The 21,335-nt window shown below is 52.7% G+C and carries 18 protein-coding genes, 1 riboswitch and 1 other annotated feature (1 of these 20 running past the window's edge); of the genes, 9 read left to right on the top strand and 9 right to left on the bottom strand.

What is annotated here, in order from left to right; genetic code table 11:
• Positions 1-169 (bottom strand) — a binding site (T-box leader); it reaches 82 nt to the left of the window's first position.
• Positions 170-213: 44 nt separating this feature from the next.
• Both K0T92_RS06480 and K0T92_RS06475 read right to left on the bottom strand, forming a co-directional pair.
• Positions 214-2,223 (bottom strand): beta-propeller fold lactonase family protein, encoded by a 2,010-nt coding sequence (locus K0T92_RS06480; protein ID WP_219871634.1) that lies wholly within the window; start codon positions 2,221-2,223, stop codon positions 214-216.
• The gene (locus tag K0T92_RS06475; RefSeq protein WP_219871633.1) at positions 2,180-4,213 is read right to left on the bottom strand and encodes a hypothetical protein; all 2,034 of its coding nucleotides are present in this window, start codon (positions 4,211-4,213) and stop codon (positions 2,180-2,182) included. Before K0T92_RS06475 ends, K0T92_RS06480 begins: the two co-directional genes overlap by 44 nt.
• Positions 4,214-4,418: 205 nt before the next feature.
• Between K0T92_RS06475 and K0T92_RS06470 the strand changes: the two genes are divergently transcribed.
• The 3 genes from K0T92_RS06470 (at position 4,419) to K0T92_RS06460 (ending at position 6,827) form a co-directional block, all read left to right on the top strand.
• Entirely contained in the window at positions 4,419-5,543 is a 1,125-nt protein-coding gene (locus K0T92_RS06470; protein ID WP_343223644.1) for a permease, read from the top strand.
• 15 nt (positions 5,544-5,558) lie between these two features.
• Positions 5,559-6,491 carry a TIGR03943 family putative permease subunit gene (locus tag K0T92_RS06465; protein ID WP_219871632.1) on the top strand — a complete coding sequence of 311 codons (933 nt, stop codon included), beginning with the start codon at positions 5,559-5,561 and terminating at the stop codon, positions 6,489-6,491.
• A 114-nt stretch (positions 6,492-6,605) separates the two neighbouring features.
• A complete protein-coding gene (locus K0T92_RS06460) occupies positions 6,606-6,827 on the top strand; it encodes an alpha/beta-type small acid-soluble spore protein (protein ID WP_219871631.1) in 222 nt (73 codons plus the stop codon).
• Positions 6,828-6,913: 86 nt separating this feature from the next.
• Here K0T92_RS06460 and K0T92_RS06455 read toward each other — a convergent pair whose 3' ends face one another.
• Positions 6,914-7,333, bottom strand: a complete 420-nt coding sequence (locus K0T92_RS06455) for an O-methyltransferase (protein WP_219871630.1) — start codon at positions 7,331-7,333, stop codon at positions 6,914-6,916.
• A gap of 322 nt (positions 7,334-7,655) precedes the next feature.
• On the opposite strand from K0T92_RS06455, the gene K0T92_RS06450 reads away from it, so the two are divergent.
• Positions 7,656-8,612 carry a polysaccharide deacetylase family protein gene (locus tag K0T92_RS06450; protein WP_246627936.1) on the top strand — a complete coding sequence of 319 codons (957 nt, stop codon included), beginning with the start codon at positions 7,656-7,658 and terminating at the stop codon, positions 8,610-8,612.
• A gap of 90 nt (positions 8,613-8,702) precedes the next feature.
• On the opposite strand, the gene K0T92_RS06445 is transcribed toward K0T92_RS06450, so the two are convergent.
• Positions 8,703-9,386, bottom strand: a complete 684-nt coding sequence (locus K0T92_RS06445) for a 3D domain-containing protein (protein WP_219871884.1) — start codon at positions 9,384-9,386, stop codon at positions 8,703-8,705.
• Between the two features lie 104 nt (positions 9,387-9,490).
• Positions 9,491-9,704, bottom strand: a riboswitch (cyclic di-AMP (ydaO/yuaA leader).
• A 241-nt stretch (positions 9,705-9,945) separates the two neighbouring features.
• On the opposite strand from K0T92_RS06445, the gene K0T92_RS06440 reads away from it, so the two are divergent.
• The 4 genes from K0T92_RS06440 (at position 9,946) to K0T92_RS06425 (ending at position 15,551) form a co-directional block, all read left to right on the top strand.
• Positions 9,946-10,983: a mannose-1-phosphate guanylyltransferase gene (locus K0T92_RS06440; protein ID WP_219871629.1), complete on the top strand. Its 1,038-nt coding sequence runs from the start codon at positions 9,946-9,948 to the stop codon at positions 10,981-10,983.
• On the top strand, positions 10,980-11,930 hold the full coding sequence (locus tag K0T92_RS06435) for a GDP-mannose 4,6-dehydratase (RefSeq protein ID WP_219871628.1): 951 nt from the start codon (positions 10,980-10,982) through the stop codon (positions 11,928-11,930). Before K0T92_RS06440 ends, K0T92_RS06435 begins: the two co-directional genes overlap by 4 nt.
• A gap of 25 nt (positions 11,931-11,955) precedes the next feature.
• Entirely contained in the window at positions 11,956-14,112 is a 2,157-nt protein-coding gene (locus tag K0T92_RS06430) for a glycosyltransferase (protein WP_246627935.1), read from the top strand.
• Between the two features lie 251 nt (positions 14,113-14,363).
• On the top strand, positions 14,364-15,551 hold the full coding sequence (locus tag K0T92_RS06425; RefSeq protein WP_219871627.1) for a glycosyltransferase family 4 protein: 1,188 nt from the start codon (positions 14,364-14,366) through the stop codon (positions 15,549-15,551).
• A gap of 819 nt (positions 15,552-16,370) precedes the next feature.
• Here the strand turns inward: K0T92_RS06425 and K0T92_RS06420 are convergent.
• From K0T92_RS06420 to K0T92_RS06410, 3 genes are all read right to left on the bottom strand, one after another.
• Positions 16,371-17,018 carry a TetR/AcrR family transcriptional regulator gene (locus K0T92_RS06420; protein WP_219871626.1) on the bottom strand — a complete coding sequence of 216 codons (648 nt, stop codon included), beginning with the start codon at positions 17,016-17,018 and terminating at the stop codon, positions 16,371-16,373.
• A gap of 429 nt (positions 17,019-17,447) precedes the next feature.
• The gene (locus K0T92_RS06415) at positions 17,448-18,221 is read right to left on the bottom strand and encodes an FkbM family methyltransferase (RefSeq protein WP_219871625.1); all 774 of its coding nucleotides are present in this window, start codon (positions 18,219-18,221) and stop codon (positions 17,448-17,450) included.
• Between the two features lie 78 nt (positions 18,222-18,299).
• Positions 18,300-18,677: a hypothetical protein gene (locus tag K0T92_RS06410; RefSeq protein ID WP_219871624.1), complete on the bottom strand. Its 378-nt coding sequence runs from the start codon at positions 18,675-18,677 to the stop codon at positions 18,300-18,302.
• Positions 18,678-18,881: 204 nt separating this feature from the next.
• Between K0T92_RS06410 and K0T92_RS06405 the strand changes: the two genes are divergently transcribed.
• Positions 18,882-19,514: a DUF1796 family putative cysteine peptidase gene (locus tag K0T92_RS06405; RefSeq protein WP_219871623.1), complete on the top strand. Its 633-nt coding sequence runs from the start codon at positions 18,882-18,884 to the stop codon at positions 19,512-19,514.
• A 117-nt stretch (positions 19,515-19,631) separates the two neighbouring features.
• Here the strand turns inward: K0T92_RS06405 and K0T92_RS06400 are convergent, their stop codons facing one another.
• Together K0T92_RS06400 and K0T92_RS06395 are read right to left on the bottom strand one after the other, a co-directional pair.
• Positions 19,632-20,420: a CAP domain-containing protein gene (locus K0T92_RS06400; RefSeq protein WP_219871622.1), complete on the bottom strand. Its 789-nt coding sequence runs from the start codon at positions 20,418-20,420 to the stop codon at positions 19,632-19,634.
• Between the two features lie 103 nt (positions 20,421-20,523).
• Positions 20,524-21,216, bottom strand: coding sequence for a peptidoglycan recognition protein family protein (locus K0T92_RS06395; protein WP_219871621.1), 693 nt, complete (start codon positions 21,214-21,216; stop codon positions 20,524-20,526).
• Positions 21,217-21,335 lie beyond the last annotated feature (119 nt).

Here is a 21,335-nt window from a genome sequence, read left to right as displayed (position 1 = left end):
TAACGCGGAACGACACGAAGATATATACTTGCGAGCCCTGACATAGGCCGCTTTCCTCATCTCAGCTCCAGGACCCATTCGGCATCGGATGCTTGCACCGGTTCACACCACCCACCGGCTCTCTGCCAAGCTTACATCCAAGCTTACTTGCTCCTATCCTTGCATTTAGGAAGATTATACTCCCATGAGGATAAATGTCAAGCGTCAGCCGACTTATTCAATCTGCTTCAAATAAGCGACCAGCTGTCCGATCTCCGTTTCGCTGAGCCCGCTTACTTGGCCATGCTTGTCATTATCGGCAGCCCGGGCGATCACGTCCTCCAACGTTGCTGCGCTGCCGTCATGCAGATAAGGAGCCGTGGCGTATATGCCCCGGAGTGTAGGCGTATCATACAAGCCGCGTGCCCGCTTATTCTTAAATTCTCCCCGCTCGTCTCCCTCATAAGGAGTATCCGCAGCATGAACTGTTCCGACATCATGGAGATAATCCGTATTGTCTGTCGTCAGGCTCCCCTCTCTGTTGACCGCCTTGCCGCTGTCGGTAAAGGCATCCGCAGCATGACAGGCGATACAGCCGGCCTTGCCCTCGAACAATGCCTTGCCGAGCTCCGCCTCAGCTGTCAGCCCGCCATCCTCTGTCCGGTAGGGGCTTCTCGGAACAGGAAACTGATCCGGCATCCGAAGATAAGCTTCCAGCGCCGCGAACTGCTTCACCGTCTCCTCCGGCAGCGGCTTGGCGGGATCTGCGTCCATCATGCCACCCATCTCGCCCTGTATCGTATGGATGTAATCGCCAAAGTCATCCCGGCTCCCATCCCACATAAACAGACCTGTCTCGAATGCCAGCACATTGCTGGGCACATTGCGCGGCCCCTTCGCCGTTGCCAGTGTCAATGCATCGACTTGTCCGTCGGAATGGCAGGACGCGCAGCTCATCCACATCGTTCCCGTCATCGGATATTCGTCTGAGTTGGCACTGTAGAACAGCGTCTTGCCGAGCCGCTGTTCCGGTGTCAGCCGATCCTGCTCAATCAGCCTCAGCGGCTCCCCGTCAACACGCGCCCCTCCACCGGACTCGCCCTGCGGCAGCGACACAAAGGTCATATCATGCGAATTGGAATTATGTATATAGAGCATGGACCCATCCCTTGCAAGGGTCATTCCGATCGGAAAATCACCCGGCAAATGGCGGATCATGCCGCTCGCCCGGCCACCCCGCTCCAGATCGAACACTACCAGATCCTCACTTCCGCCCATCAATGCATAGGCCTTGCTCCCGTCAGGAGAGAATAGAACATCCATGGGGTTGGAGACGATCGAAGTTTTGCCGAACTTGTCCTTGACATCGATCTCAGCGAACAACTCCTTACGCGCCTTGGCGATCTCCTGTCCTGTCTGTAGATCAAGCACCGAGAGCGCGGGGAAAATAACTTCTTCAAACTGGATCGGCGTATCCGTATTGGTCAGCAAATGCGCCTCCCAAAGCTGCCCGCCATCCGGCGTCAAACGGAGCTGCTCCACCGTATTGGGTATGCCCTGGCTCGTCTTCCGGTTCTTCACGTCCGGCGATGGCGCAAGTCCGATGGTTGCCCGCTTCGTCCAGGCCCCCGTATCCAGCACCACGGTGTTCCCGCTCAAATAATTAGAGACATACAGCGTTCCGCCATCTGCGGACAGCGCCACCGCTCTCGGATTCTCACCGGCAGGCACACGCTTCACAACTGTACGGTCCTTCACATCAACAACAGCAATCGTGCCAGAACGGTAATTGGACACATACAGCCTGCCCCCATCCGGACTGATGACAATGCCATAGGGCTCTATGCCCGTTTTCACCGCTGCGAGTACTTTTTCTGAGTCGATATCGATCCATTCCACACTGCCCGCATAACGGCATGTGACATAGAGCGTCTCCCCGTCAGGCGAGACAGCAATGCCTCTAGGCTCCTTGCCGACAGCTATTTCCTTAACCAGCTTGCGGTCCTTCGCATCGACAACGGATACTGTATTGGTGTCGCCATTAGCGATATACAGCATGCGGCCATCAGGACTAAGGACGATGCTGCTCCCTGATTGAGGAGCGGGAGGAGCGGGTTCCTCCCCAGATGTGCAAGAGGCCAGACACGCCAAAACGGCGAACGCTACTGCGCCCGCCGCCAGCTTAACCGCAAACGATGGCTTAATCTGTAATTTCAACCGGAACAAGAATTGGTGCAATTCCATACTCGCCATGTCCCTTCTGTATTTGCGGCACGGTATCCCCGTCCGTATTGCCGGAATCGTCGCCCTCTTTATAGAAGTCGCCCGTATCCCAGAATTCACTTGCCTGCATGCCCTCTTCCAGCGACGGTCCGTTAATGACTTGACGATAGAAAGCTACATATCGATCCTGAATCGCCGTCTGGTCCAGTGCTTTGGGCGCATCGCTTTCTTCTCCCGTATTCTTCAGATGCTGAAGCGCCAGACGAAGAACTGCAGATACACCGCCAGCAGTAAAGGCATCATATTTGGCTTCGTCGCCCTTCGTTCTATATGCCTTTATATCGTTGTCCCACAGCTTCGAGTCCATGGCCGCATACAGCTTGCGGGCCCCGTCGCGGTATTTCTCCGACTCGGTGACGAGGAAGGCAGAGGTCAGACCGCGAATAGCGCCAAGCTGCGCGAGCAGCGTCGTCTCAACGCCGGCTTTCTCCTTCTCCGTATCGTAGCTGCTAATAACAAGTCCGTCCTTCGTAATAAGTGAATGCAATATAAAGTCCGCTTGCTTAACGATCATTTCCTTCGCCTGCTTGCCCCACTCCGTCTTCAGACCTTCTGCCGCATCGCCGTTGGCGTATCCGACAGGAAGCCCGTCGATTGCGCGCTGGAACATGCGGAGAGCCTCAATTGTATAACCGGCATCGAATGTATTGACCTCATTACCTTGCGCTGTACCGTCATTCTCGGTGACGAATACACCAAGCTTATCATTCCAATGACGGGATTGAATATTGTTGAACAGCGCCAGCAGCACATCGCGCGATACCGTATAGGGATCACTCGAAGCGATGTCATTGGAAGGATTGTCATCCGTATTCACAGCCGGAGCCGCCGGGAACGGATCGCCATCGAAGACACGGGCAAAGGCCGGATTGCGGTTAGGATTGCCGGGACGCTGATCCGTCATGCCGTAAAATTCTGAAGTCGGCCAGAGCATAAGCCATTGATCCTGCAGCACGCTGCGCTTGTCGGTTACATTCAGGCTCTTGGCATTGGCATAGCTGACGTCATCCGTTTCCGCAACATCGATAGCATGAGGCAAATAAGTGGTGTCATTCCCATCGGAAAGCGCGCCAATTGCCTTCGAGGAAGGATCATAGAAGAGATTATCGCGCACATAAAGCAGCTTATTCCAGATCTCCTCCGTCAGAATCATCCCTTGAATGCCATCCGCCGAGCTAACGCCCAGCTTCAGCCCGAGCTCGCCTTCCGGACTATTGTCCACTGTCGTGGCATCGACTTCCTCGTCACTCTCCGCATTGTGCAGATTGCCCAGGAAATCTCCCGCCCACAGCGCTTGCTTGAGCATCGTGCCGCCATATGCCGCAGGTACAAGCTGCTTCTTCATCCCGTCGCGTTTCCAGCGAAGTGTGCCGAAATCAACCTGATACTTGGGGGTATAAGTGCCATTCTCGCCATCGGCAAATTTGGCAGTATCCACTTTCTGGGCATAATGCGGGTCGCCAGATACATACTCGATGAAAGTAGGATACATATTCTGCTGAATCTGATCGGCCGGCTGTCCGACGCTTTCGGCCAGCTTCAGGAAGCGTGCTGCCAGCGTCTCATTCGCCGTTTGGCCGGATTGCTTCGCAAGCTCGGCAATAGCGGGTCCGTTGACCAGATGGAGCCCCATTCCCGACTTCTCCACTACTTCGTACATGGCCTCCTCAGAGTACTCATAAGACTCCACTCCAGCGATGTAATCGAAGGCAGTCGGCGAATCCAGCTTGCCGATTTCCAGCACATCCAGATCAAGACCAAGCGATTCCGCAAGCGGCTCGCCGGAAAGCTCGAATTCCGCATAAGCAAACATGTTGCCTGCCGTATCAAAATTGTAATCGGACACGCCTACCTTCAGTCCTTCGCTGCAGCCTGATACAGCAATCGTGCATGCCAACAGCGCAGCCGCAGCAGCGTATCCGCTTTTTCTTCTGTTATTCTTTCCTGCCATTATTATCTTCTCTCCAATCCGCTCACAAGTTCAACTGCATTCCAATGAGAATGATTATCACAGAAGAATTCTACTCCTTTTGTACTTATCTGGCAATCTATTTTTCACAATCTCAAAAAATGTTGGGCAGGGTTGTCCTGTGGACGCTTGACAGCGCATAGTCTATACTAAAAAAGGTCAATGCCCGACAGAAAGGAGCTGTAAATTGACGATCATTTATCGGTTGGGGACTCCCCTGCTTGCCGCTGGCTGCCTCATCATGCTCGCTCGGATATTAAGTGGCGGCGGCGTAACAGATCTTCTGCTGGAAAGTCCCTCCCTGCAATCATTCAAAATTCTGTTCATCAGTATTATATTGGAGGCCTTTCCCTTCATATTGCTGGGTGTTCTAGTCTCTGCACTGCTGCAAGTATTCGTCTCTGATGCGTTAATTGCCAGACTTACCCCCCGGAATCCAATCGCGGGCGTTTTGTTCGGAAGCCTGCTCGGCGTGCTGCTGCCCTTGTGCGAATGCGGGATGATTCCTGTTGTAAGGCGGCTGATCCGCAAAGGGATGCCCCCCTATATCGGCATTGTATTTATTTTTGCCGGGCCGATCCTCAATCCTGTTGTGTTCACATCCACTTACACAGCCTTCAGAACCCAGCCTTCTATGGCCTATTCCCGAATGGGACTGGCATTTGCTGTCTGCGTCGTTCTGGGATTGCTTCTATACAAATATATGAAGAAAAGCCCCCTGCGCGAGGAAAAGCAGGCACATATGCATGTACATAATCATGATCACCCGCACAGCGATAAGCACCACCATGCTCACAACCATAGGCATGACCACGAACATCATGATCATAACCATGCGCACGGACATGAGCACGGTCATTCCCACGGGAGCCATAACGGCTCTGCCGTGAGAAGAAGCTGGAGCGGACGATTAGGCTCCACACTTGCCCATGCGTCAGACGAATTTTTTGATATCGGCAAATATTTGATCCTCGGCGCCTTTATTACTGCATTCATCCAAACGATACTCGACCGGAGCATGCTCACAGCCCTGAGCGATCAGCCGGGCATGGAGAATCTGTTCATGATGGCCTTCGCGTTTGCGGTATCGCTGTGCTCGACCTCCGATGCGTTTGTTGCTACATCGTTTAACGGCATTTTTGGCTCTGGCGCATTGCTTGCCTTTCTCGTCTTCGGCCCCATGGTCGATCTCAAAAGCACGCTCATGCTGCTCGCCACCTTCCGCACAAAGGTTGTATTAACGATCATCGCCTTCATATTTGCCGCCGTATTCATCGGTTCCATCATAATCCAGCAATTCATAATGGCATAAGAAAGGAGACTCCCTATGACTGCCACCGACCGCAGCCGGATCATTCACCATCTCATCCGTGCCGCTATCCTGACCGGATTCGCGATGTACATTGTTTATCTGGTGCGCTCTGACAGCTTGACGCTTTATATCGCTCCGCGCATGGTCATTTATGTTAAAATTTCTGCAATTGGACTCTATGCCACTGCGATCTATCAGCTGTATGCCGCTCTTCAGGCCTGGGCGGGACGCAAGACAGCAGCTTGCGAATGCAATCATGAGCCGTCCTCCTCGATTACGAAGAACACACTTATATACGGCATGTTCATTCTGCCGCTCGCCCTAGGATTCATCCTGCCGGATGCCTCTCTGGGCAGCTCGGCAGCAGCGAAGAAGGGTGTTAATTTCGCAGGTGCAGAATTATTGGCGACAGGCCCCAAGCCGGCAGCAGCGCCTTCGGCCGTTGACGAAGGGAAGCAGGAGGCAGCCCCCTCCCCCGGCGGGCCAAAGACGGAGGCCGAGCTTGATGCTATGTTCCCTTCCGATGAGTATACCGAGTCGCATGCGAAATACGGCAAGCAGCTGTACAAGCAAGACATCATCTCCGTACCTGAGAAGCAATTTATCGAAACACTGACAACCCTGGATTTGTTCAGACAGAATTATATCGGCAAAACCGTTGAAATTAGCGGCTTTGTTCATCGTCAGGAGGGAATGGGCAAGGATCAGTTCGCCATAAGCCGATTCGCCATGAACTGCTGCTCTGCCGACGCCCTGCCCTACGGCCTGATGGTCTCCTACCCGCGAGCCGCTGCGTACAATAATGATGCTTGGCTCAAAATCCGCGGAGAGCTGACAGAGGATATGTTCGACGGCAACCGGATTATCGTCCTCAAGGCGAAGCAGCTTCAAGCAATCGAGGCGCCCGAATCACCTTATGTTTATCCCGACTATGATTTCGGACTATAGGCGGAGTGAACCCTTTCCTCCGCTTGGAAAACATTACATTTCCCTTCATTAACCATGGTCGCATAAAACATTCCAACACGACCATACTAAGGTTACACGAAGGAGGTGAACACCATGGCCGGACAATCCCGCAGCAGCAACTCGCTGGTTGTGCCTCAAGCAAGCGCAGCGCTGGATCAATTGAAATATGAGATTGCTCAAGAGCTTGGCATTCAAATACCGCAGGATGGATATTACGGTTACATGGCAACTCGCGATACGGGTGCCATTGGCGGATACATAACCCGCAGACTGGTTCAAATTGCGGAGCAGCAGCTTGCAGGCAAGTTTCATTAAGACTCCCGATCAAGCACCAAAAAATGCTGCCCATTAGCGGACAGCATTTTTTTATTATGCTGCAAGTTCTTCCCGTTCATCTCCCATTAAGGAGCATCACGCAATGCCTGCTGCGAGTATTTAGGCTGATAACGGAATAGACTATTGGCCAAATTATAATTCGATTCATATGTAATGCTCGCTGACCATCCGCCTGCCGCTCCTGATCGTACGCAAAAATCATAGGCGATCTCACCATGTGTCCAGCTTCTCTTCATTCGCAGCGAATCGACAGCCATTTGACGAAATGCAAGCACTTGAGCAGCTGTCATTCCCTGTACGGCTGGTTTGTCTCCGATCTGACCATTCTTGCTCTCAATAGGGTTATGCCTGACCCCATACTTTCCTACTACGTTGTTGCGAATATGTATAGTAACCGTGCCTGCTACAGCATTGACGAGCTCGTTCTCCAACTGCTTGAATACAAATTCCACTTGGCGGGCTAAAGGCATTGCATCTAAATTCATTATTATCCACCCCCTTGCGTCCTAATTTTTCATGTTGGATGTATATAATGCGATTTACCCATTATATTGCATAAAATTAGTTCTTTCAACTTATTATTACAAAAACCTTACATAATTTGATTCGTAATTAGCATTTTTCCGCATTGATTATCACTCCTTCAATGCAGTTCTTTTGAATTAATCTTTACACATATGAATGGCCCAATTCTGAAATGGATGAGCGCCCTCGTCCAATCAATCCAGCATGAATGATCATCTTCGGTTAGGGCACAATTAAAAAACCGCATTCGTGCCGGAATGAGATTCAGACGGGGGAGATGGAATGTTTACACTGCGCAGCTGCCGCAAGGCTGCCCTGATGCTTCTAATAGGTCTGGTTTCCTCATCGCTGCTTGCAGCTGAGACAAACATCGTACCCGTTGCCGGCCACGAGAAAGCCCAGACGATAGCACAGCCTCGTGTCTATGCTCATGACCAACTGCTGTACAGCACGGTTTCAGCCTCCTCCTCCGAACCTCATTCCAAGCAGGTTGCAGCTGAAGCCAGGCGCAAGCGGCATAACCGGAAGCCGCGCAGGCAGAAACGGAATAATAAGAAGGCTGCTGCCATTTCCTGGGTCACGCTTCAGCAGTGGTATCCCGGCTCATTTGTTATTGGCGGCCCCCGCAATATCCGCAAGGTAGCACTCACCTTCGATGATGTGCCTGACCCGCGTTATACGCCCAAGGTGCTTGAAATTCTTGCCCGCTATCGGGTGCGCGCCACCTTCTTTGTCGTTGGCAGCCGGGCCGTCAAACATCCGGCTATCGTCCGCCGCATGCGGCGAGAGGGCCATATTATCGGGAATCATTCCTATGACCATGCTGTATTCTCACGTATTTCCCTCTCTTCGTTTCAGCAGCAAATAATGCGCACCGATGCCATTCTCCGCCCATTAGCCGGCCACAGTCCGCGTCTCGTTCGTCCTCCATACGGAGAAATTCTCCCCGGACAGATCGAGTGGCTGAGATCAAGGGGATTCATTGTCGTCAACTGGGATGTCGATTCCGTAGACTGGCGCGGCATTAACAGCAATTCCATCCTCATCAACATCAAGAAGACGCTTCAACCGGGTTCGATTATCCTTCAGCATGCAGGCGGGGGAGCAGGACAAGATCTGACTGGAACGATTAAAGCCCTTCCCCGGCTCATCAAGCTTCTGCAGGACAAAGGCTATGAGATCGTCCCGTTGCCGGAGCTCATTAATAAACCCGCTGCAAGGAATACGGCAAAAAAATAACCGCCCAGCTGCTCCTTGTCATTATGACTGGAGCAGCAATGCGGTTCACAGGATGATTGCTGTAGTTTGAATGGCTTGCCTGATTAAGGCCTATTCAAGCACAAATACTTTCACATACTGATACCCGAAAGTAAGCGCCTGCTTCTGCGAATGCGGAACGAAGATATCGATGCGGTCGCCTTTGATCGCACCGCCCATATCTGATGCCGTAGCGATCATGCCTCCCGCTGGCAAGCCGTCATAGTCATATCCGGTCACATATACTTTCGTTCCAAGAGGAATCTTCTTGGGATCGACGGCAATCGTTCCGACCTTCAGAGGGTTGCCGAAATAATCAACAGCTCCCCAGCCGCCGTTCTCCGATGCCGCTGCCGTGTAAGCGCTCGCTTTGGCCTGTATGACTTCCGTGAAGCTGTATTCCTTGGAACCGACTTGAATCGTTTCTTTATCCTCGGATACTGCCGCCATTTTCATTGTGCTTGCTGGCTTGGCCGCCGGGGATTGCGCAGCCTTCTTGGCAGCCGCGTTTGATTGCTTTGCTTCAGCTGCTGCCGGAATTACAAGCTCTATGCCCTCATAAATATTAAGCGGATCTACCTTAGGGTTCGCGGCCATCAGCTTTTCAATACCGACGCCGAATTGTCTGGACAGCTTCCAGAAAGTATCGTCTTCTTTTGCTTTGTAAGCGCTTCCGGCACTTGCTGACCCGGAATAAGCCAGCAAAGCAATGCTAAGCGCTGCTACTGCCGCACTTTTCTTCCAGCTTGTATTCATTTTGAACAATTTAATGTCCTCCTTTTATTTACGAAACAATGGCAGCTCGCTGCCTCTGTTCCGTCATCGCTACACAGAAAGCCGTGACAGCAACACGGTCTTGCATCTGCTTGGCATGCGGCCTACGAGGTTAGTTGTCGGATTCGGACCAAAGGAGTTCGGCCCTACGCTTGCATTTCTGCAGCGATTCACCCCAAGCGCAACTTGCGCAAATTCCGTGTAATTCCCCTCTTGATGAGGTGTCCATTACCGGATGGAAGCATCATCCCTTACTTCCCAAAAAATCCCCCGTACATGAAGTTTCGGCTCGCGTAAGAGAATATCACATTCCAGACCTGACTCCAAGCGGTAAATCCACCCAGTTGATGCCTCTGCACGTACAACAGCCGTTCCAAAGCGCCTTCATGGACGAATACAATGTCATTACATTTACGGGTGTTCTCTGCTCTTGTCTCCTGGCTGGCGGTGTATGCCAATGACGTACAACCCATAGATTTAAGCAGAACTGGAGCTGTGAAGCGTTATCCGTTTTCTTTTTGTTTGGAGGTGGATTCTTGAAGTGAACATCGTGATTATGGCGGGCGGCAAAGGAACCCGCTTCTGGCCGCGCAGCGTCGAATCAGCACCTAAGCAATTTCTTTCTTTTCATTCCGAACGAACGATGATTCAAGAGACAGTGGGACGCTTCAGCAAGCTTGTGCCGAAGTCAAACTTGTATATCGCCGTTCCGCATCGCTATTTGTCACTGCTGAAGCAGCAGCTGCCGGACTTCGCACTGGAACAGCTTATTATTGAGCCGGAGCAGAGGGACACCGCAGCCTGCATGGCTCTGACAGCAAGGCGCTTTCTGGATGAAGGCGATGACCGCCCTATCGTATTCGTTCCTTCGGATCAGCATGTCGGGGATGAAGAGGCTTTCCTTGCCGCAATCACTCTGGCAGCAGATACCGCATGCAAGCCCCGCGCCATCGTGACGCTTGGCGTTGCGCCCAGCCGCCCTGAGATCGGATTTGGCTATTTGCATACCGAGGAGTCCGATCCTGGCGACAGATTGCCCGAGGGCGTGCTGCGCGTTCGAAGATTTCTTGAGAAGCCGAATCAAGAGCAGGCTGTGCAGCTTATCCGGAAACCCGGCATCTATTGGAACAGCGGTATCTTCGCTTGGCGTCCCTCTACGATTGCCCACTGCATTGAAGCGCATCAACCGCATATATGGAACAGTCTGCAGCTTCATCGCGGGAACACGGAAGCCGCTTATGCTGCAATGCCTAGCGTTTCGATCGACTACGCCGTTATGGAGCAAGCAGAATTCATATATTGCATTCCTGTCAGTTGCGGCTGGGATGACATCGGCTCATGGGCGGCACTGCGCAGACATGTCCATCCGGACGCCTCCGACAATGTAAGAAAAGGCCGCGCGGCGCTGCATGAATCAACAGGCAACACCGTTATTGTCGATGACAAGCAGGCCATCATCATTGGCGTGCATGATCTCATTATTGTTTCAACGTCAAATGGGCTTCTTGTCTGCCCTAAGGCAGATGAGCCGCGTCTCAAGACGTGGCTAAACCAATTCCCAGAGGTGATCATCGATTGAAAGCACTGGTGACAGGCATATCCGGTTTTGTCGGCAGCCACATGGCTGAATTTTTACTCGCGAAGGGTGTGGAGGTTGCCGGAACAATCCGGCAGCGGAGCAGAATGGAGCATATCGCGCATATTGAGCAGGATATAAAGCTGGTGGAATGCGAGCTGAGGGATCCTATCTCCGTTGAACAAATGATGGACCGCGAGCGTCCGGATCTGATCTTCCATCTGGCGGCTCAAAGCTTCGTCCCCACCTCGTGGAATTCACCGATCGATACGATTCATAACAATGTCGCCGGACAAATTCATCTGTTCGAGGCCATCCGCCGCTTCGGCCTATCGACCAAGGTACAAATTGCCTGCTCCAGCGAAGAGTATGGACAGGTCGAGCCCAACGAGGTTCCCATCCGCGAAGACAATCCGCTTCGTCCGCTCAGCCCATATGCGGTCAGTAAAGTTGCGCAGGACTATCTGGCCTATCAATATTATAAAAGCTACGGCATTCACGTCGTTCGCACCCGCACCTTCAACCATACCGGACCACGGCGGGGTGAGAACTTCGTTACCTCCAACTTTGCCAAACAAATAGCCGAGATTGAGAAAGGACTGCGGCCGCCGGTCATTCATGTCGGCAACCTGCAGGCCAAACGCGATTTCACCGATGTACGCGATGTCGTTCGCGGTTATTGGCTCGCGCTTGAAGCCGGCACTCCCGGCGAATGCTACAATATCGCCACAGGCTCCTGCTGTACGATTGAAGAAATGCTGAATCTGCTTCTTTCCCTGTCTGATGTAAAGGTCGATATTCAAGAGGATCCGCTGAGAATGCGTCCTTCAGATGTCGAGATTCTTCTTGGCTGCTCCGCCAAGTTCCACGCTGATACCGGATGGAAGCCGGAGATTCCGTTCAGGCAAACGATGACGGATCTGCTTAACTACTGGCGCGGCAAGGTGTAAGTATACACAAGGGGAGGCTGGAGCCATGATGAAGATCAGCTCCGTCGTCAAGCGGAGCAGAATCAAGCGGCGCAAACGAGCGGCCGGACGTTCGGCCGCCGCTCGCAGACGGACCGCAAGCCGCTCAGCCAAGGGCAGACGTACAGCTGCGCTCGGACGGAGACGTTTGAAGCGTATACGTCTGCGGGGCAAGCGCTCCAGCATTCGCGACCGCCGGTCAACAGGGCGGAAGCGCCGTCGCAAACCGGCGGTTGTGAAGGGCTATGAGAGCGATCCGGCCTACGGCACCTTTGACCCCGGCATGGAAGAGATCGATCGCGGAACAGCCGGAGCGGGGCCGCTCAGACGCCGGGTGTCGATCATTATTTTGACATGGAACGGCATTGATTATACGAAGCGCTGCCTGGCGATGCTGGAGCCGACCTTGAACCAGAGCATGGTCGATGTGATCGTCTTCGATAACGGAAGCAGCGACGGAACGACCGATTATTTGCACACGATCCCATGGGTGAAGGTCATTGAGAATCCGGACAATATCGGTTTTGTCAGGGGCAACAACGCATCCCTTCCCTATTGCGATCCCTCCAGTGATATTCTGCTGCTTAATAACGATATTCTTACTGATCCGCTGGATTGGCTCTCCAAGCTGCAAGAAACGGCCCTGTCATCACCGGATATCGGCATTGTAGGCTGCAGGCTGCGCGGACCTGAGGGCCAGCTGCATCATGCGGGAACATACATTTTACACGACAACCTGATGGGTCAGCAGATTGGAGGAATGGAGCATGATGTCGGCCAATATACCTCCATTCGTGATGTTCAGGGCATCGTGTTCGCATGCGCCTATATAAGGCGCGAGCTTATTAACCGAATCGGCTTTCTCGATGGCGACTACTCCTCTTATTTCGAGGATACGGATTATTGCCTCAAAGCCATCACCGCAGGGTACCGCATCGTCTGCGACGGTCGCGTGACCCTAACCCATTTTCATAATACGTCCACTCGCGTTAATGGTGTTGATTTCTGGGATATTTATAACAAGTCCAAGGAAGTATTCCGGGGCAAATGGCATACGGCGCTTGAGGGAACCTATCAGAGAGAAGTAACGTGGCATTCTGTTGTCAATCTGCCCTTCTTCGGCTATGCAGAGTCATCCAAGAACCTCATGATTGCGCTGGATACGCGGCATGTGAAGGTCAAATATCGTTATGTATACGGCGCAGGAACTCCGGTGCCGATGGATGAGCCGGTGAAAAATTCCGAGATGCGCGTCAATCTGTTCAGAGATCGGCCCGAGCAGAAGGACGCCGTTCAGGTCGTCTACGGCCAGGGCGATGTTTTTCACAAGAATGACGGCCGCTATAAGGTCGGCTATACGATGCTGGAAGTCGATGGCCTGCCCGCAGACTGGGTGAATCAAGCCAACGGAATGGACGAAGTATGGGTGCCATCGGCATTCAACCTTGCCACCTTCCGCAACAGCGGCGTACATCGGCCCATACATGTGATGCCGCTCGGCGTTGATACCAATTACTATCATCCCGGTATACGGGGCAAGCGATTCAGCGAGAAGTTCACCTTCTTGTCCGTCTTCGAATGGGGAGAACGCAAAGCGCCCGAGATGCTGCTGCGAACATTCGCGAAAGTATTCGGCCACCGCAATGATGTGCTGCTCGTCTGCAAAATTATCAACAACGATCCCACCATCGATGTGCCATCCGAGATTCGCAAGCTAAGACTAGGCGCTGCTGCGAGCAATGTCATTGTGCTCCACAATGACAAGATACCCTCCTCATGGATGAGCAGCCTGTATCGTTCAGCAGACTGCTTCGTACTGCCGACGCGAGGCGAGGGCTGGGGAATGCCTGTCATGGAGGCAATGGCATGCGGCTTGCCTGTCATTACGACGAATTGGAGCGCACAGACGGATTTTATCAACGAAGGCAACAGCTATCCGATTCATGTGAAAAAGCTCGTTCCAGCCCAAGCGCGCTGCCACTATTACACCGACTTCCGCTGGGCAGAGCCGGATGCGAGCCATCTGGCCCACCTGATGGAGCATGCTGCGGGCAACCGCACCGAGGCAGCCGCCAAGGGCGCTCAGGCGGCGCATGATATCGCGTCCCGCTTCACTTGGGAGCATGCCGCTCAGCGAATCAAGAACAGGCTGATGGGAATTTGAAGCCCGCTCGGGTTCGAAGAAGCAGTCGGCCTCGCTCAGGGGGCGGAAGAAGCAGAATAGCAGCCAACCGCCAAGGCCAGCGGCGCTATCGCAAGCTGACAGGACATCATGGCAGGACGGGGCGGCACATGTCGTCAAGGCGTGTTCGCGGGGCCGGAGGAAGGCGCTTGCTGAGAGGGCGTCTCAGAAGATCAGGACAGCGGAGCATGCTGAAAGGGCGGCAGGGCGGCTCCGGACGATGGCGACGCAGGATGGCAGGATCACGTTCACGCGAGCAGCGGCTCAATAACGCGGCTGTCAATATCCAGACCGCGCCAATTATTAATATGGCGCTTGAACCGGGCATACAGCTGATCGGCTTCAATAAAGCCGAATCCGGGCTTGGCGAAGCATGCCGTCTAACAGCCGCTGCCCTGCACACAGCAGCAGTCCCCTTCCATATTCTGTCCTGTGACGCATGGACGCTTGCACGGCCTTCGGATCTTGCCTGGGCAGCTTGTGAGACGCCTGGCGCTCTGCACCGGGCGAATCTGCTCCATTTCAATCCCGACATGGCTCCTCATATATGCGGCAGCCTTGGCGCTGAAACGTTCGCTGAGCGGCTGAACATCGGCTACTGGCATTGGGAGCTGCCATCCGTGCCGGAAAGCTGGGCAGCGCATTTCAATCTCCTTCACGAAGTGTGGACGCCTTCCCCCTTCGTGCGCGATGTAATAGCCGCCAAATCTCCAATTCCTGTACTCTCCATGCCCCCCGGGATACCGGAGAGCAGCGGATTTCAGCCGGGGCGCGCCTACTTCGGCCTTCCACAGCAACCCCTGCTGTTTCTAACCATGTTCGACGCACTCAGCTTCACAGAACGCAAAAATCCGCATGCCGCCCTTGCTGCTTTCATAGCCGCATTCGGAAGAAGCCCAGAGAATGCGGCGCTCATTATCAAGGTAAGCAACAGCTACGCCAGCGGCGAGCCTATGGAACGGCTTAGAGCACAAATTGCAGGATGCCGCAACGTCCATCTGCTCGATATGAGCCTCTCCAGAATAGAAATACATGCGCTGATAGACGCATGCGACATCTATGTTTCTCTGCATCGTGCCGAAGGCTTCGGGCTTACAATGGCTGAAGCGATGGCGATGGGCAAGCCGGTTATCGGAACGAACTGGTCCGGGAACACCGCTTTTATGGACGCGATCAATTCTTGTCCCATACAATACCAGCTAGTTCCGGTCGGACAGCAGATTGGGCCTTATGAGGCACACCAGCTGTGGGCGGAACCGGATATTGAGCATGCCGCATATTGGATGCGGACTTTGCTGTCTGACACCGGGCTGAGGCTGCGAATGGGAGCAGCCGGGCGTCATACTATTGCGTCCCAATTCTCGCCTGCTGCCGCCGGAGCCCGCATGCGTGAGCGGCTCCATCAGCTCGGTGCCCTATAGCGTGCTTGGTAGCCCCTGACGATTGTTGGCGGCCTCTGTGATTGCTGGTGGCCCCTTGCGATTGCTGATGGCCTTGCGATTGCTGGCAGCCACTGTGATTGCTGGTGCCCCTGCGATTGCTGGTGGCCCTTTGCGATTGCTGGTGGCCCTTTGCGATTGCTGGTGGCCCCTGCGATTGCTGGTAGCCCCTGGCGATTATTGGCGGCCTCTGTGATTGCTGGTGGCCCTACGATTGCTGGTAGCCCCTGGCGATTATTGGTGGCCTCTGTGATTGCTGATGGCCCTACGATTGCTGGTAGCCCCTGGCGATTGCTGGCGGCCTCTGTGATTGCTGGTGGCCCTGCGATTGCTAGTGGCCACTGCGATTGTTGGCAGCCTCTGTGATTGCTGGTGGCCTTGCGATTGCTGGTGGCCTCTGTGATTGCTGGTGGCCCTGCAATTGCTGGTAGCCCCTGGCGATTGTTGGTGGCCTCTGTGATTGCTGATGGCCCCTTGCGATTGTTGGCGGTTCCTGCGATTGTGGTATTCCTGCGATTCTACATCCTTTTCCCGGTTTTCTCTATCTGATTGCTTAAATTGCTGCGATTGTGCATCTAATATTGGGCCTAAGCCCATTATCAGGAGGAAATGGCTGAAAAACATGCTTAATCGCAGGCTTTTACTCCAATTAACCTGATTCAGCGGTAAAGCATGCTGATTTGCAGGTTTTCAGGCTAACAGCTCATCCTCCACCCTCCACGAAACCTGCAAAAAAACCTCAAGCTCCACAATCAATGTGGAGCTTGAAGGTGCATAATAGTCTAAACTGGCGCTCTTTATCTAACTGCACCTTAATCCAGTAACAATTGTCTTAATTCCTCCCTCGAATATGGGCAGTGTCCGCTCAAGCAGATCTTCAATGGGCTCTGTATGATAGGTATAGGTACTAACAAATCCTTGTACATAGTAGAACAATATGCGCGCCTGATTTAATGCCTCCTCGGAGCCAACCGGGCCAACAGCCTGAGCTCCCCCTTCCTTTCGCTCATCCAGTACGCGGCCAAGCGCGTTCAGCATATGGCCAAACAGCCGATTGCGAATGCGGTTTACTTCCAGCTCCGGGTGCTCTTCATCCACTCTAACGGAGCCGGACGCAATGAGTACCGTCTGCAAGCTCGCCTTGGTCAGACAGAATACCGCATATTCCCTGCAAACCGCCGCGAGCGCTCTCATCGGTTCGGCAGCCGGATTATCGAGCTGGGCCAGCATCCGCCGCTCCAACTCCTCCAGCGGCGGAATAGCGATCTGCTGAAGCAGATCCTCCTTGTTCTTATAGTGCAAATAAATCGCTGTATGCGAGCAGCCTGCTGCTTTCGCAATTTCCCTCATCGTTACAGAAGGATAGCCCTTCTCAGCGAATAATGCGGCCGCTGCCTCTCTTATGCCTGCTTTAATATCTTCTGTAAGCTGCTTCCTTCTCGTAGTCAAATCCACATCCGCCTTTCAGCAGTAATAACCGATGGTTATATTATAACCATCGGTTATTACTGCGTCAAGGCTAGCCCAACACGAGCAACACGGGATTGCTGCGAGCTCCTGAGCTTTGGCTTACTTTGAGGACCGTAACCCGCTTTGTAGTGCTGCAGCAATACAGCTAGTAACAGCAGCCTGCTGCGAAGTACTGCTGCAACCCTGCTAGGCTCAGCATCCCGCTGGCAGTAATGCTGCAACCCTGCTAGGCTCAGCATCCTGCTGGCAGTAATGCTGCAACCCTGCGAATACAACAAGCCATTGCGGATTGCTGCAGCCGTGCTACTGCCTGCCACGAACAGTAACCCGGCCTGCTCGCATGGAATGTATTTCCATCATTCGCACGTCTCTCCATGCTGCGGGACTCTATTCCAATGCAGATTGATCTTACTTAAAAGTGCAGTACAGATCGACGACCTCCCTGCCATCGCGGAACAAGTTCATAAGCTGTTCATACGTATGAAGCTGATACACCGTGAAATTAAAGTCAATCACAAACAGACGGGGATACAGCTCCTGCAGCTTGTCAAAGAGCAGTGACGGATCCTCCTGAAAAATCGTCTGCTGCGCGCCAGGATTGAACTCCACGATCAGATCGGGGCGGAAGCCGCGAATGATCCCCTCCGCTCCCTTTAATGCCGGCACCTCTGCGCCTTCAACATCAAGCTTGATGAGATCGAGCCGCCGCAGCCCCCGTTTCACCGCCCAGTCATCCAGCTTGACGCAAGTAACTGTCTCCTGGATGCCGCGCTCTGCATGCTCGGTCGTTATATGCGACCATCCGCCTCCAAAATCGATGAATGAGAAGGCCATCTGCTTGTTCTCCTCATATACCCCCAGCTTCAGCGGGATAATATTGCCTGCTTTATTCTGCATCACATTCAAGGATAAATAACGAAAATTTTCGGAGGAAGGCTCAAATGCAAAAACAACGCCTCCACCCGAAGCACGATAGCCCATCGCCAGCGAAATCGCGCCGATATTAGCCCCTATATCGAGGCACACCCACTCCGGACCTACGATATGCGTCAGCACATTCATAATATGCGGCTCATAGAAGCCGCTGTTATGTTCAATTCCCGCCAGAATTTGATCGCGATCACCCGAGCTTAAAGCGAAGGCCGTTAAGTTGCCTGGATAATGCATCGTTATTGTTTTCATTATGACGCCTCCCCTCGACATGACAGCTGGAATCGCTGCCCTGATGCAATTTTTGCCTCTATCCCCTGCCAGCCGCACTTAATATACAATCGCCAACAGCCGGATCGGTCCGGCTATATAAGCTTTGGAATCCGGTGCTCTGACAAGCAGCACATAGGTTTCCTCTGCCTGTGTTCCTGTTTCGGAATGCTCCAGCAGCGACACAGCCTTCTGGTGGCACATTTCAAATGATCGAAAAATCTCCTCGCCAACAGCCGAATGCTTGCGAAGTACGATCTCAAGCTCACCGAGATCAGCAGCAGGCGGCTTGCCCCAGCCAATCTCCAGCTCAAATTCAATCGGCTTGCCGGCTTTTATCGAATGCAGCTCAATAGTGGCTACAGGGAATTCGAAGTCCGGAACCTGAAACGGCGTAAAAGCGTTTATAGGCAGATCGACAACAAAACGCTTGCTCACCCTAATGTCCACCTCGTTCCCTCATGAGCCTCATCCGCAGTGTCTCTCGCAGATTGATACCCCTATTTCTATTATGCTATGCGGCTTGTTTATAGTCAGGAAGGGCGATTTCCTTAGACTTTTCGCCGCTTTTACGTCCAAACTCTTTCATCGCTATTCACATAAACTAGAGCAGCAGATAGTGTGGGAAAGGGGCGTATCGCTGTGGAATTGGAGCAGATTAAAGGAAAATATGATGCGATCTTCAGCTTGGGCCAGAATTGCTTGCCAGCTATACAATTAGAACGGAACGGCATTCGGCCTTACACAGGGGTCATCGATTGGATGGATTCTGTCGAGCTGGAAGGAATCAACCGCCTGCTGCAAGACCGATTCCAGCACTTTATGAAGCTGGAGAACATGGAATACGCTGGTCAAGCGGGCAATTTTCAGCTTATCCGTGATATGCTGTTCGGCATTATCGTTGTCCACGATTTTCCCGCAGACCGCAATACACCTGACCATTGGCCAAGTTACCCGGAATTCAGAATCAAGATTGACCGCCGCATCGAGCGCTTTCTGCAAAAGGTCGCCACCTGCAAAAAGATATTGTTCGTCCGAACAGGCGGTCATTTAGAAGAAGCTGAAGTTCTGCAGAGCGTGCTGAAGGGACTCGTCAAGCATGACTTCCGTGTGCTTCTCGTCAATCATGAACCTGTTCAAGGTGTTGTGGAGCGCCGTTGGCCTTTAAAGAAGCTGTGTGCAGTTTCTATTCCTGATGGCCCGGAAATATGGAACGGCAATGATCACCATTGGCGGCAGTTGCTGTCAGGCATCAAGCTGGAGGATAAGTCATAGCATCCCTCTAGAATGGCAAAAAAAAAGCCGCCAAGCCCGCTCGAAGCGAGATTGACGGCTTTCCATAAAGATTGTGCAGCTTATTGCCTAAAAGTGCTCGTGCTGTATTCGCATGAATTAGGAAGTGAATTCTTGTACCCAAACACCGTTATGATAAGCTACGCCGATTTTGCCAAAGTTCTTGCCCAGAATGTTGGCTTTGTGGCCCGGGCTGTTCATCCAAGCTTTCATAACTTCCTCAGGAGTGCGTTGTCCCTTGGCAATATTCTCGCCAGCATAGGAATATTTCACACCATAAGCGCGCATCATATCAAAAGGAGAGCCATGGGTTGGCGAATTATGAGAAAAGTAGTTATTGTCATACATATCTTTCGCTTTGTCCAGTGCTACCTTCGTCAGAAGCGAATCTGTCTGAAGCGCGGACAAGCCTGCTTTAGCACGTTCCTGATTCACAAGCGTCACAACCTGTGCAGCAAAGCCGCTTTGCGCTACGGTGCCGCTGCCTGTGTTACCTGTGTTGCCTGTGTTGCCTGTGTTGCCTGTATTGCCTGTATTACCTGTGTTTCCAGTGTTTCCAGTGTTTCCAGTGTTGCCTGTCGATGGCTTGCTGCCGCCTGGAGTTGTCGTGCCGTTCCCGCCTGTAACCGGAACTTTAATCGTCATGCCTGGCCAGATCAAATTAATGTTAGCCAAGGCTGGATTGGAAGCAAGCAGCTTCTGCAAGTCAATGCCGTATTGCTGAGCAATCTTGTACATCGAATCGGTGGACTTCACCTTATAAGTGATGGAAGCTCCTTTCATGGAGGCTGCATCCGCTGTTTGAACAGCTGCTCCACCACCAAGTACGATCATACTTGCTGCGACTACGCTAGCGACTCCTACACGGATTGTTTGCACTTTCTTCATGAAAAAATCCCCCTTCAGGTTAGTTGTGTGTGCCGTTGTTCCCGACGCCACTCATGTTAACACAGGGGGATTTGACATTTCATGCCTCAAAATATGCCAATCATCACGAAATCCGCTGACCGCTTGCCTTTCGCAGTTCGTTCGCCAGCCTATGAATTTCGTCTTTCTCGTTCCTCGATCCTGCCGCATTCCATGCGGGCTGCAGCCATGTTCGAATGATCCGGTCAGCGTCCTCTGGCCTCAGGCCAGGCTGCTCCTTCTTCGTCACAAGTCCCACAAACCATGACTTGTCTATCGCACTGCCCGGGCATGTTTTGTCAGGCTGCATTTCCCGATGAAACTTGATCGCTGCTGCCGGCAGCTTCCAGCGCTCCAGAATCGCTCTCGTCAACCCGACTGCCGTATCGAGCTGGGGCGATTTCAACGTTTCAGCGCCAATATCGAAGTTGCCAATCATCTCAAACATAAAGGGGTGCCTGCCGTCTTGATCAGCATCATTGAATCCGGTTGACGAGGCCGGAGGCTGCAGCAGCGATCGCCCTTCCCAAATGTATCCGTCAGGATCGATCGTTGCATGCTGGGCAATATCGTTAAACTTGCGTGTTCCCACATGGAATCGCCACATGCTCTGTATAAGCCGCTCCTTGTCCGCTGCTGCCCGATAATCAGCAATAGTCGGCTTCCACGTACCATGCACATGAACCTGTGTGAACACTACCTTACCCACGAATGTTTCCAGCAGCGCGATATACTCTTGCAGCGTGTAACGGCGAAACATCTTATGTTGTACGGGCATGTCCATCACTTCCCATCATTAGAGTACTATAATATATGCGGGATGATAGACAGTTGTAAGTGATTGCAGCCTAGCCCCCATTAATGGAACAAAAAAAACGCCCTAGCTTTTGCCACTCG

Origin of the sequence: Paenibacillus oenotherae (genome assembly GCF_019443105.1) — a bacterium.
Taxonomy (GTDB): Bacteria; Bacillota; Bacilli; order Paenibacillales; family Paenibacillaceae; genus Paenibacillus_Z; species Paenibacillus_Z oenotherae.
Note: the sequence above shows the minus strand (reverse complement) of the source record. Positions and strands in the feature narration are given on the sequence as shown.